Genomic DNA, 12,932 nt, shown 5'->3' with positions numbered 1-12,932 from the left:
CGCTTTTTTAAAGAAATGAGGTAAAGTTGCTGTGCAATACATTCGCATTTTATCAATATAATGGCTGCCAATGGGGGTGGCAAAGTTGTTTTCAGAATATGTAATAGCATAAGATAAGATTCTTTATAGTCACCAAAAAAGTACGTGCTTTAGCTAAAATGCCATTATAAGTTATCTTTAATTTTTCTCGATCTTTATGCTACCAAGTATCCCATTTTTTGTAAGCAATTTGGGAGGAAATTTTTCTACGTTTTGAAGAACTGAAGAGCATTGCTCTCTTTTTTTACCAGCAGTCTGCAAACGTTTGCAATACACTTAACTGTTTACAGGATCAATATTATATACCACGTTAGTTTCCGTTTATCAACCACACAATATCATTCAACATGAGAAAGCTCCTTGCTATTGCCATCTTAGTGTTACATACTTGTTATTTGCCGGCTCAGACGAAGAAGATGAGCCGGGATGAGCGTATGCAATGGTGGCGGGAAGCACGTTTCGGGATGTTTATTCATTGGGGGTTATATGCCGTACCTGCCGGTGTGTATAACGGGCAGCCGATAGGTCGTGGAGGGGAATGGATCATGAACAGAGGGAAAATACCGGTAGCCATCTATCAGCAATTCGGACAGCAATTTAATCCAATAAAATATGATCCTGATGCCTGGGTACGCATGGCGAAGGATGCGGGTATGAAGTATATTGTCATCACGGCCAAACACCATGATGGCTTTGCGTTGTTTAAGACTGCTGCCAGCAAGTTCAATGTGGTAGATGCCACTCCTTATGGCAAAGATCTGTTACAGCCACTTGCTGCAGCCTGCAAAAAACACGGTATACGATTGGGTTTCTATTATTCACAGGCACAGGATTGGAATAATCCCGGCGGTGCAGCGGCGAGAAAAGTCACCTCGGAAGGCTGGGCAAACCCCGATTCTGCGCGTATAGATGCATATACGCTGGCGCACGGCGGACATTGGGATCCGGCGCAAACTACAGACAGTATGCGTAACTACGTGCAACAGGTAGCCGTACCACAAGTTAAAGAACTACTTACCAACTACGGAGATGTAGCCGTATTATGGTGGGATACTCCTACTAATATGACGGACGAGTTTGCTGAGCAACTACAGCAGCAATTGGCTTTGCAGCCTGCCATTATTACAAACGACCGGTTAAAACGTCCTAACTATACCGGCGACTACAAGACGCCGGAACAGAAAATACCGAATTTGCAGGAACTCGATGGCAGGGATTGGGAAACCTGTATGACAATGAACGGTACCTGGGGATATAAGCAAACAGACAACAAGTGGAAGTCTACAACTACCATGGTACGTAATCTGATCGATATTGCCTCCAAGGGCGGCAATTACCTGCTCAATGTAGGACCTACCGCTGATGGCTCTTTCCCTGCTGAAAGTGTAACCGCACTGCAGGGCATCGGACAATGGATGCAGGTAAACGGGGACGCCATCTATGGTACAAAAGCCAGCCCATTATCCACACTCCCCTGGGGACGTTGTACTCAGAAAAGTACTAATAACGGTACTACCCTTTACTTATCTGTGTTTGACTGGCCTGCCGATCAACAACTAACAGTGCCGGGTTTGAAAGGACAGATCCGCTCGGTAAAATTGCTTGCAAACGGGAAAAAACTGAAGACCAGCAATAATGATGACGCATTGGTCATCGCAGTACCAAAGCAAGCACCTGATACAATTGCTACTGTCATTAAAGTTGAAATTGCCGCTGCCCGTTAGCAGCAGGTACACCTGATTGGTATATCCAATATGATAGCAGTGGATATTACGACATTGATACGAAAGGGCTCGCAATTATAAGTGAAGATCATTCACTCCCCGCAGGAAAAACCATTTATTCATCCGCATCACCGGACGTAGTAACAATCGCATGTAAATAAGGATCAACAGCAACAGGCCATTTTACTGTCAGCACGTATTTTCTAGTAATCGTTTACAACGCTTTAGTACAAACAAATATCTAATGCTTATGAAAATGACCATTACTTAGTCTGTTCCGTATACGCATCGCTGTTATACGCATTACCTAAACACAAATCACCGTTATGAAACATCTGCATTTTTTACAGATGCGCAATTTGCTGCATCTAAGGCGGCATTTCCGCCCATCGGGCCGACAATGGCTACTATTTTCCCTCTACCTGTTATTCATCACTTCAGCTGTATACGGACAATCTCAAACAGGCAATATCCAGGTAAAAGGCACTGTAGTGACGGCTACCGGAGAACTGCTCCCCGGGGCTGTCATTCTTATCAAAGGGAGTACGAAGGGTACTACCAGCCGGTCAGACGGAGGCTTTGAGCTGACTGTTCCGGCCAACAGCACGATCCGCATTTCTTATACCGGTTATATTACACAGGAATTGACAATAGATGCTGCTATGGCTGCACCATTATCTATCCGGTTATCGCCCAATAACAGTGATCTGAATGAGGTGATCGTGGTTGGATATGGCGTGCAGAAGAAATCAGATATTACCGGTTCTATTGTCTCCATCAACGAAAAGGCACTTAAAGACGTACCTGTAGCCAACATCAGTCAGGCATTACAGGGGCAGGGTGCAGGCATCGATGTACAAAAAAACGGAGGTAACAGCAAGCCGGGCTCTTCTCCCCGGATATTGATACGCGGTACCCGTTCGCTCCGGGCCGACAATGATCCGTTATTCGTTGTCGATGGTATTCCGTTCAACGGCAATATCAATGATCTTAACCAGGACGATGTTGTGTCCGTTGAAGTGCTGAAAGATGCTTCATCTACCGCCATTTACGGTTCCAGGGGCGCCAATGGTGTGATCCTCGTCACCACCCGCAGAGGTAAAGCAGGCAAACCTGTCATTTCTTATACCGGCTACGGTGGTTTTAGTGCACCACGTGGAAAATATCCCATCATGAACGGCCAGCAGTTCGCTGATTTCAAAAAGTGGGCGATCATGAATAACAATCCCGGTAAATACAAGGGACTGGATGACCCGCTATGGCTTTCTGATCAGGATAATACCTTCCTCGCAGTGGAAAAGGAATCCATTCGTACCGGACGTGGTACAGACTGGCAGGATCTCATCTATAAAAACGGCATGACGACCAATCATCAGCTAAGCGTTGCCGGTGGCACTGAGCAGACACAATATGCCTTCTCCGGCGGATATTTCAGGGAGACGGGTATCTACCCCGGTCAGTCATTTGACCGGTATACCGTGAAAATAAGCGTTGATCAACAATTCGGTAAACGATTTAAGATAGGGATCAACTCGCTCAATACACTTAGTCAGACGAACGGGGAGAACGCTAATCCGATGGGACAAGTATTGAGAGCGAATCCATTGGCCACTCCCTACAATCCGGATGGCAGCCTGGTAGGTTTTATTCCGGGTAATGCGGCACAGGTATGGAACCCCTTATCCAACCTGGTACCCGGTGCAGTCGTAGAAAAGCGGAAACGGTTTGGTACCTTTAGTACCATTTACGGAGAAGTGTTAATAGCCAACGGATTAAAATATCGTATCAACGCCGGTGCAGAGATACGCTCTAATCAATATGGCAATTTTACGGCCAGCAACACGACCAATAACCTGGGAGGTCCTTCCAGGGCGAGGAATGAGAACACCTACTCTACTAACTATACCGTAGAGAACCTGTTGACATACGACAAGACCTTCGCACAAAAACATAAGATCAACTTCACCGGACTATATAGTTTCCAGCAATACCAGATGGAGAGAACAGGTTTTGGCAACAGTAATGTGGCTATTGATGACCTGCAGTATTTCAATCCACAATATGGCGCCTTTATGACAGGCGACGGTGATCAGGAGAAATGGACGATCCTCTCCTATATGGGACGTCTGAACTACTCGTTCAAAGACCGGTATCTCCTGTCCTTCACCATGCGATCTGACGGTTCTTCCCGGCTGGCGCCCGGCAGCAAATATGATATCTTCCCATCTGGCGCCGTAGCATGGAATATTATCCAGGAACCATTTATGCGGTCCGTCAAAAATGTCTCCAACCTGAAACTGAGAGCAACCTATGGAAAGGTCGGCAATACGGCTATCCAAGCCTACCAGACCCTGGGGGCATTGTCTCCTATGACCTACAACTACGGTAACCTCACAGTAGTGGGTGCCTATCAGACTACTATCCCTAACCCTAACCTAACCTGGGAATATACAGCTACGTTCAACCTGGGATTAGATTTCGGTTTATTCGACAACCGTATCAGTGGTAATATCGAATTCTACAAGGCATCTACCAGCTCTCTGCTGTTACAACAGAACCTTCCCGCTACATCGGGTATCCCTACTGCTATATTGAGAAATGTAGGCAAGACTGAAAACAAAGGGATAGAAATACAATTGTCTACTATCAACATACAAGGCAAGGGACGGAACGACTTTAACTGGAGTACTGACCTGAACTTTTTCATCAACCGTGGCAAGATCAAACAACTGGCAGACGGTGTACAGAACGATATCAGCAATAGTTGGTTTGTAGGGCAGCCTATCGGCACTATTTACGGATATAAAAGAGTAGGCGTATGGCAGGCTACTCCCGGAGACAGTGCGCTGGCAAAAGCCTTAGGGTTGACTGTCAATAAAGTAGACGGAGTAATTGGTACAATCCGGGTGGACGATGTAAACGGAGATAAAAAAATCAACGGTAACGACCGTATCTTTCTGGGATCCGGCCAACCCAAATGGGAAGGAGGGATGACCAACCGTTTCTCCTATCGTGGGTTTGATCTGACCGTTGTAGCATTTGCCCGTATAGGTAGCACTTTGGTAAGCCGTATGCACCAGAGTGGTAGCTTTATCAATACTTTCCAAAGTAACTACAACAATCTGAACATACACTACTGGACACCTACCAATGGAGAGAACTACTACCCACGTCCATTTGCCGGCTCTACCAATACGCCTTATTCAGAGCTACTGAGTTACTTTAACGGCAGCTTCCTGAAAATACGCAGTCTGAGCCTGGCTTATAGTTTACCCCCATCCTGGCTGCGCAATATGGGTGCTAAATCATTCCGTATCTACGCAACAGCAGAAGAACCATTTATCCTGTTCTCTGAATATGTCAATAAATATGGCGGCCTTGATCCGGAATCTGCCGGTACACTGGGAGTAGACACCCCTCCGATGCGCTCTTATGTATTCGGTGTCAATATGACATTTTAAAATGATTAAATACTGATATATGCAAAAGAGATTTGCTTATTTAATACAGTTCACAATATGTTGCTGCCTGGCCTTTGGCTGTCAGCAGGAATTGCAGGAACGCCCATTCGCGATACTGACTCCTGAATTGCTCAAAACACCGCAAGGGCTGCAGATGGCATTGGACGCTGCTTACGGTGGTACAAGGATGTTCTGGGGCACACAAGATCTGTTCACCCTGACGGACCTGGGTACAGATGAATTCATATCCGGTATCGATGGTAATGGCGACATTGTAAAGTATAACAGTAAGTATAATACGGAAAATGGTACAGTGAATAATATCTGGCGTTCCTGCTATACACATATCAACACGGTTAATGGTATTATCCAGATGGCGCCTGAAGTGAATGGGATCACGGCGGAAAAGAGAGCGATGTATATAGCAGAAGCGAAATTCCTGCGTGCTAATTTCTATTTTATACTAGTACAATTCTGGGGGGATGTTACACTCAACACACGATTCCAGGACCAGGCACTTACTGCTGCCAAGCGTGATCCTATGTCGGAAGTATATAAGCTGATCATCCAGGACCTGAAAGATGCCATTGCTGTATTGCCGGCAGGTCCCCGCTCCGTAAATGTACTGCCAGGGAAAGCCAATAGCGCCGCGGCTATGCATGTACTTGCCAAAGTATATCTTACAAGGGCAACTTCTTCCATCAGGCAGGCGGACGATTTTCAGCAGGCCTATACTATCGCCCAGGACCTTATCGAGCGTGTTGCTCCATCTGCTGGTCTGCAATTGCTACAGGACTTCAAAAGTGTATTTGAAGAAGGGAATGAGTCCAATACAGAAGTATTGTGGACGGTGCAACATACCGCCAACCTGCCTTTTAACGGGCCTGGCAACAGCAGCGGGGCGGACAATGTACTAAATCATATGTGGGTACCTCGCTATGAATATGAAGGAGGCATGACAAGGGATATCGCCTATGGCCGACCTTATATACGATGTGCACCGACTCAATGGCTTATCCAGACAGCGTTTCGGGACAAAACGCTGGATACGCGTTTTAATAAGAGCTTCCAGACCGTGTGGATATCTAACTCTTCGGATAACATTCCCACCTGGCCCAACCCAGTGCCGCCAGGTGCTCCCATCGGCGCTCAGCCAGGTGCACCTAAATTTAAAAAGGGGGATACGGCTATCGTGATCCGGACCCTGAGTAATCCTACCTATGAGGTCAATGCAGCGCCCTATAAACTAATCAATCTGGCCACCTTCGGCAATGCGATGTGTCCTGCAATGACCAAATACTTTGATACCAAACGCCTGGATATGAATATGCCTTCTATAAGACCGGTGATCGTTTATCGACTGGCAGAGACTTACCTGATAGCGGCAGAAGCATTATATAAAGCTGGCCGTGCGAGTGACGCTCTAAAATATATTAATGCAGTACGTGAGCGTGCAGCCTATCCCAATCCTAACCCTCAGCGAATGGATATCACCGTAGGAGATCTTAATATGGATTTCATCCTTGAAGAACGCAGCAGGGAGTTGTGTGGCGAAATGGTACGGTGGTGGGATCTCGTAAGAACGGGTACATTACTGGACAGGGTACGTAAGTATAACACAGACGTGGGTGATATTATCTTACCCAAGCATACATTGCGTCCTATCCCTCAACAACAGATAGATGCGGTGGTAACCGGACCTGCTTATACACAGAATCCCGGTTGGTAACTGATGATTTAAATAACCAGTTGAAGGGCGATTGTCCTTCAACTGGCATCACTTTATCTAAGTAATAAAGAAAGCAGGTAAATGCATGCAAAAGATACCACTCCCATCCAGATAGTGGCGATAGAATAGACTCTTAACATCGGTTTCATGTCCTGCGACGAGAATTTAGCGATCACCCAGAAGTAAGCATCGTTAGCATGCGAGATCATCATAGAACCGGCTCCCATAGACAATACGCATAACATACGGCCGGTATCATCCTGTAATCCCAGTGCCGGTAGTAATGGATGTATAATAGAAGCAGCCGTGATGATTGCAACGGTAGAAGAGCCCTGTGCGGTCTTCAGTATAAAGGTCAATAAAAAGGGGAAAAATATCCCGAGGGAGCCTAGCGGCAATGCATCACCGAAGTGTTTACCGATATCTGTGGCTGCCAGTACTGCCCCGAAGGCCCCCCCTGCTCCGATGATCACCAGAATTCCTCCCGCTTTTTCTGCTCCATCCTGTAATAGTTTGCCCACCACATCCTTGGTCCAGGATATATTTCCCCAAAAGGCCAGTACCACACCGGTCGTGAGTGCGAGTATCGGGTCTCCCATTATGCGGCATACCGTAGCTGCGGTGGAAGTATCTTTTCCGAAGGCGGCCCCTGCTGCGATCAGCAGGATAGGTATTATCACCGGGAGAAAAGCCTGCCAGACGGTCGGCTCCTGCCGATGCCCGGCCGCTATAGTATCCTCCGCTGCGACGGAGGGTACATGTTCAAATTTACGTCCGGCAAAGTGTGCCCACCAGCTACCTACAACGGCTGCGGGGATGGCGACAAGGGTGCCTACTAATATAAGCCTACCAAAATCCACCTGCAGTAGTCCAGCAGCAGCGGCGGCGCCGGGATGGGGAGGGATAAGGCAATGTACTGCATAAAGGCCGGTAGCCAGGGAGGCAGACATGATAGCGGTAGCGATACCTGTGCGTGCCGACAAGGATTTGCTAAGGCCGCTCAATACGATGTACCCGGAGTCACAAAAGATGGGCATTCCTACTATAAAGCCTGTAATACTCATCGCTGCGGCAGCATACCGTTCACCTACCCGTTTCAGGATAAACCGGGCCATTACCTGGGTGCTACCTGTATACTCAAGCAGCACCCCTAACGTTGTGCCCAGTACGATAATAAACCCCAATGACTTCATAATATGTCCGAAACCATCTTTCATAGCTGTCAGGATAGCCGGTACGGGCATCTGTACACATATACCTACAAAAAACGAGGCCGCAAACAATGCAAAGAAAGCGTGCATACGATAACGAGCGGTAAGCAGTACGATCAGACCCACGCCAGCTACCAAACTGATGAGCAGTGCTATGAAAGTATTGTTCATGCGTTCCGGGTTTATCTACACAATATAAGGAAAGATGCAGGGAAGTTAGCGCCCGAAAACAGTCTTTACTTTCAGGCAGAACGTGTGAAGTTATTGTTAAGCAACCAATACTTAACACTGCTTTAACTTCAAATTGGGGATAAATGAATAGTATTGGGGAGCAATACGTTTTATAGTTTTTGTTTGAAAGATTTTTTTCATAACGTGGAATTACAAGGAATAAGTAACCGCCTTTTAAGGCGGTTTTTCTTTTATATCCCGTAAATACGTTATGGCTATTTGAGCAGTCGTAGTCTGACCTTTTCCACAGAGCTGCGGAACATTTTCAGGATCAGTATTTCGTAATCATCAATGACCAATACCTCTCCTTCCTGCGGTATACTACCATGGCGATAATTGATGAGACCGGAAAGTGTTTCATAATCTTCACTTTCGGGTAGTTCTACCGGTAATAACCTATTTATATCTACCAGGTATTCGTGCGCATCAACCAGGAAGTTTTTTTCATCTTTTTGTTCTACGACAGGTGCTTCCTGATCGTGTTCATCCTGTATATCCCCCACTAACTCTTCCAGGATATCTTCCATCGTCACTATACCGGTGGTATCTCCAAATTCATTGGTCACAACAGCAATCTGTATACGTTTACTCTGGAAAGTACGCAGCAGGTCTTTGATCTTCATATTATCCGGTACATAGAACACAGGCTTGAGGATATCTTTTATATTAGCCAGTGTCTTTTCATGCACGCTTTTGATCAGGTCTTTCGTATAGATAATACCTGCCAGTTCATCCAGCGAGTTACGTGTAACGGGATATCGTGAGTATCCTTCTTTGATCGCCTCATCCAGCAGCTTCTCTACCGGCCAGGATATATCCAGCACCACAATCTCTTTGCGATGGGTGAGTATTTCTTTTACCCTGCGATCATCGAAGTCAAATACATTCTGGATCAATTCTCTTTCCGTCTCTTCGATGGCACCACCTTCATGGCTTTCTGAGATGATGAGTTTAAGTTCTTCCTCTGAGTGGATATCCTGTTCACCTGCCGGCGTAATTCCGAATATGCGCAGGATGGCATTCGCGAGGCCATTCAACATCCAGATAAAAGGACGGAATATAAAATAGAATGCACGCAGCGGGAAAGCAACTGCAAAGGTAGTAGGCAGCGGTTTACGGATAGCCAGCGACTTAGGGGCCAGTTCACCGAATACTATATGTAGTATGGTAATGCAAAGGAATGCTATCGGAATAGCGATGGTATGTGCCGTCTTGTCGGGAATGTTCAGTCCCAGCGTATTGAACAGATTGATGATAAGAGTGGTCATCAGCTCTTCACCCACCCAACCCAGGCCAAGTGAAGCCAGGGTGATACCCAGCTGTGTGGCAGCCAGGTAGCCGTCCAGGTTACTGATAATATGCCGGGATACATTAGAGAGCCTTTGTCCGACACCGCCGGAGCTTTTGATCTGAGAGGAACGTACTTTTACGATTGCAAATTCTGCAGCAACAAAAAAACCATTTAAGAGTACCAGAAAGATAGTCAGGAAAACATCAAGGACCATGAAGTAACTATTGGTTCGCAACGCCAAATATAGTCAATGCCTTGTTAAGATTAGTACTTTACTGAATATTTTAATATTAATATTAATGCACGGATATTAATCAGAAGCTTGCTATTTGATAAGGGATTATTGCAAAATATATTCCACCACGCACTATCACACAAAAGTGTTATCTTTAATATTCTTAACCCTCTTTTGACCATTTTTAACTGTGTTGATACCCATGAAGAAAACAGCATTAATTGCCGCCGCGGGGGGTATACTAATCGCATTATTGGCTTATTCTGCGCATTCGGCGGGATTACTCGGTGTAAAAGCATTTTTCAAATTAGGCATTGCGGGCCTCCTTCTCATGATTGCCGCTGCTGCTTATTTTATCGTATCTGCCTTGGCCGAATGGGCCAGGGAAACTGATTTTTTCAGGAAGATCCTGTAACGCTATCCAGTACTTCGCATATTTCCTCACGCTGTCCTGCTTAGTTTTCTGAAGCGCCATCAGGTATGTATACGTTGATCGTCGTCGGGAACGGCTGTGTTTTTCCTGGGCAGGAACCAAGCAGGAATTAGTGTGACCAGCAATATTCCCATGGAAACCCGAAAGCCGGTCTGCAGGGCTAGGTGTTGTGCCAGCGGTTCACTCATGCCTGCAGCCATATGTGTCCTGATGGCGGATTGGCTGATGATCGCCAATACGGCTATCCCCAATGCACCTCCTACCTGTTGCAATAAACTGCTGACGGCAGAGGCCATCGTTACTTCGGCAGGCCTTACAGCACTGATAGTAGCGGCGCTCAGTGGAGCTACCAGCAATCCCATGCCAATGCCCCGGATAGACATGGCGGTTAATATGAGTGCTATCGGACTTCCCTGATCCAGGAGAGAGAACATCCACATGGACAATGCCAGCAATGCCAGTCCAACCATCGATATCTTCCGGGAACCATGTTTGTCTGACCATTTACCCGCAAATGGCATGAGTGCCGCCATTAGCAATGCATTAGGCAGGATCAGCAAACCCGAAGCGGACTCTGAGTATCCTAACAGTCCCTGCAGCAGAAAAGGCAATAGGAACAATCCTCCGAATAGTGCTGCGGAGCGAGAAATAGTAACAAGGATGCAGCTGACGAAAGCATAGTTGCGAAACAATTGCAGATCGATAAGCGGAAATTCTTTTTTTCTTTCGATAAAAATGAAGCAAACCAGCGCGACGATGGCCACTGCCAATGAGATCAGTATCTGCGGGCCGGTCCATCCGATACGTTCTGCCTTTGCAATCCCATATTGTAAGGTGATCAGGAATATCGTAAAAGCGACAAAGCCGGAAAGATCAAATGGTATTTTGACCATTACCTGCTGCCGGAGGAAACCTAGATAACGGAAAGACAATGCAATCGCAATGATGCCAATGGGTAAATTGATAAAGAAGATAGAAGGCCAGCCGAAATGTTCTGTCAGGAATCCCCCTAATGTTGGGCCCATAGCAGGGCCCATCAGGTTGCCCAACCCCCACCATCCCAATACAGAACCGCGCACCCGGGCAGGAAACACATAAGACACGATCGCCATAGAGACAGGGGCAATGGCGCCTCCTCCCAATGCCTGTATCACACGTGCTATCAATAAAGTCTCCAAGCTACCGGACAATGCGCACAGCACAGAGCCCAAGGTGAACAAACCGATAGCGGCAATATAGAGGTTAAAGAATCCCAACTTACTCTTCAGCCAGTTGGTCATAGGCATGAGTAATGAAAAACTCAGCATATACACTGTGATCACCCATTCTATATCATCCAGGCTACAATCAAACTGCCGGCTCATCACCGGCAGCGAAATATTAACTATACTCGAGTCCAGGCCAGCCATCATCGTGCCTAGTACCATTACCCATAAAACACCGGATCTGTTTTGGTTCCGCATAGCAGGTCATATGAGTGATCAATATATAATCAGTCCTTTATGCTTCCTTTTTCCTGAGCCGTGCCAGTTCTGTAAAGAGTTCTTTTTCTTTATCAGAGAGCTGTTGTGGTATATGTACGAGTAATTCGACGTAGAGATCACCATGTTCCTCCGGTTTATCATAGTACGGCATTCCTTTTCCTTTAAGGCGGAATACTTTACCGGTGTCCGTTCCTGCGGGTATGTTCATCGCCACAGGTCCACCCAGCGCAGGTATCGTGATCTTACCACCTAACACCGCTGTATAGAGATCTACCGGCAACTTGGTATACAGGTCCTTCCCTTTCAGTTCAAATTGTGTATTGCCCGTAAGTTGAATGGCAATAAGCAGGTCCCCGTTGGCACCTCCTTTGCGACCGGACATCCCTTTTCCTTTGAGCCGGATCACCTGGCCATCCTGCAGGCCAGGCTTGAGTTTAATATTGAGTCGGGCGCCGTTTACTTCTACCTGGCGTGTACCTCCGTTAAAGGCATCATCGAGTGACACTTCCATCCTGGCCTGTACATCATTGCCACGAGCCGGCTGCTGTTGACGGTTGCTGAAGCGCCCACCGAAAAGCCGCTCAAAAAAGTCAGAGAACTGCTCATCCCCACCAAACATCTCGTCCATATTACCCTGGTAGCCATAACCACCTCCGCCACCACCATACCGGGACCAATCGAAGTCTTCAGCGCGGCCACCATGTTGTTCGTAGCTTCTCCAATTTTCACCAAATTGGTCATATTTCTTTCTTTTATCAGGATCATTCAGGACCTCATACGCTTCGCTGATCTCTTTAAACTTCTCCTCTGCCGCTTTGTCACCCGGATTCTTATCCGGATGATATTTCACCGCCAGCTTACGGTAGGCTTTCTTCAATTCATCCGCTGTAGCGGATTTACTGACGCCTAGTATTTTGTAATAGTCTTTTATATCCATAGCAGCCTAAAACAACAAAAAATGTGCTAAATGCCGCCATAAAAACTTAGTCCCTCCGTAAAGCAGGTCCTATATCAGAGCAGCACTGTGATTCCCTGTCCAGACGGCAATTCCTGCACGAAAGGCGCAGACAGTGCTTTAGAACTGAGCCCTATCG

8 protein-coding genes are annotated in these 12,932 nt (G+C 46.6%); 4 read left to right on the top strand and 4 right to left on the bottom strand.

Annotation, left to right across the window (positions count from 1 at the left end; all coding sequences use genetic code 11):
* Positions 1 to 386 precede the first annotated feature (386 nt).
* The 3 genes from KTO58_RS27400 to KTO58_RS27390 all read left to right on the top strand — a co-directional run bounded on the left by KTO58_RS27400 (position 387) and on the right by KTO58_RS27390 (position 6,953).
* Entirely contained in the window at positions 387 to 1,763 is a 1,377-nt protein-coding gene (locus KTO58_RS27400) for an alpha-L-fucosidase (protein WP_095836346.1), read from the top strand.
* 326 nt (positions 1,764 to 2,089) lie between these two features.
* Positions 2,090 to 5,224: a SusC/RagA family TonB-linked outer membrane protein gene (locus tag KTO58_RS27395; protein WP_198315092.1), complete on the top strand. Its 3,135-nt coding sequence runs from the start codon at positions 2,090 to 2,092 to the stop codon at positions 5,222 to 5,224.
* Between the two features lie 19 nt (positions 5,225 to 5,243).
* Positions 5,244 to 6,953 carry a RagB/SusD family nutrient uptake outer membrane protein gene (locus KTO58_RS27390; RefSeq protein WP_095836347.1) on the top strand — a complete coding sequence of 570 codons (1,710 nt, stop codon included), beginning with the start codon at positions 5,244 to 5,246 and terminating at the stop codon, positions 6,951 to 6,953.
* A 53-nt stretch (positions 6,954 to 7,006) separates the two neighbouring features.
* Here KTO58_RS27390 and KTO58_RS27385 read toward each other — a convergent pair whose 3' ends face one another.
* Entirely contained in the window at positions 7,007 to 8,335 is a 1,329-nt protein-coding gene (locus tag KTO58_RS27385) for a GntP family permease (protein ID WP_095836348.1), read from the bottom strand.
* A 275-nt stretch (positions 8,336 to 8,610) separates the two neighbouring features.
* Entirely contained in the window at positions 8,611 to 9,900 is a 1,290-nt protein-coding gene (locus tag KTO58_RS27380) for a hemolysin family protein (protein WP_095836349.1), read from the bottom strand.
* A gap of 223 nt (positions 9,901 to 10,123) precedes the next feature.
* On the opposite strand from KTO58_RS27380, the gene KTO58_RS27375 reads away from it, so the two are divergent.
* Positions 10,124 to 10,336 carry a hypothetical protein gene (locus KTO58_RS27375; protein WP_095836350.1) on the top strand — a complete coding sequence of 71 codons (213 nt, stop codon included), beginning with the start codon at positions 10,124 to 10,126 and terminating at the stop codon, positions 10,334 to 10,336.
* A gap of 59 nt (positions 10,337 to 10,395) precedes the next feature.
* Here the strand turns inward: KTO58_RS27375 and KTO58_RS27370 are convergent, their stop codons facing one another.
* Both KTO58_RS27370 and KTO58_RS27365 read right to left on the bottom strand, forming a co-directional pair.
* Positions 10,396 to 11,817 carry a DHA2 family efflux MFS transporter permease subunit gene (locus KTO58_RS27370; protein WP_095836351.1) on the bottom strand — a complete coding sequence of 474 codons (1,422 nt, stop codon included), beginning with the start codon at positions 11,815 to 11,817 and terminating at the stop codon, positions 10,396 to 10,398.
* Positions 11,818 to 11,854: 37 nt separating this feature from the next.
* The gene (locus KTO58_RS27365; protein WP_095836352.1) at positions 11,855 to 12,775 is read right to left on the bottom strand and encodes a DnaJ C-terminal domain-containing protein; all 921 of its coding nucleotides are present in this window, start codon (positions 12,773 to 12,775) and stop codon (positions 11,855 to 11,857) included.
* Positions 12,776 to 12,932 lie beyond the last annotated feature (157 nt).

The organism is Chitinophaga pendula, assembly GCF_020386615.1.
In the GTDB taxonomy this organism is placed as follows: Bacteria; Bacteroidota; Bacteroidia; order Chitinophagales; family Chitinophagaceae; genus Chitinophaga; species Chitinophaga pendula.
The sequence above is the reverse complement of the archived record's forward strand: the minus strand, read 5'-3'. Positions and strand labels throughout refer to the sequence as shown.

What these genes read in the sequence shown, in the direction of transcription:
- KTO58_RS27400 (WP_095836346.1), top strand. Translation starts at nt 387, where the DNA reads ATGAGAAAGCTCCTTGCTATTGCCATCTTAGTGTTACATACTTGTTAT.
- KTO58_RS27395 (WP_198315092.1), top strand. Translation starts at nt 2,090, where the DNA reads ATGAAACATCTGCATTTTTTACAGATGCGCAATTTGCTGCATCTAAGG.
- KTO58_RS27390 (WP_095836347.1), top strand. Translation starts at nt 5,244, where the DNA reads ATGCAAAAGAGATTTGCTTATTTAATACAGTTCACAATATGTTGCTGC.
- KTO58_RS27385 (WP_095836348.1), bottom strand. Translation starts at nt 8,335, where the DNA reads ATGAACAATACTTTCATAGCACTGCTCATCAGTTTGGTAGCTGGCGTG.
- KTO58_RS27380 (WP_095836349.1), bottom strand. Translation starts at nt 9,900, where the DNA reads ATGGTCCTTGATGTTTTCCTGACTATCTTTCTGGTACTCTTAAATGGT.
- KTO58_RS27375 (WP_095836350.1), top strand. Translation starts at nt 10,124, where the DNA reads ATGAAGAAAACAGCATTAATTGCCGCCGCGGGGGGTATACTAATCGCA.
- KTO58_RS27370 (WP_095836351.1), bottom strand. Translation starts at nt 11,817, where the DNA reads ATGCGGAACCAAAACAGATCCGGTGTTTTATGGGTAATGGTACTAGGC.
- KTO58_RS27365 (WP_095836352.1), bottom strand. Translation starts at nt 12,775, where the DNA reads ATGGATATAAAAGACTATTACAAAATACTAGGCGTCAGTAAATCCGCT.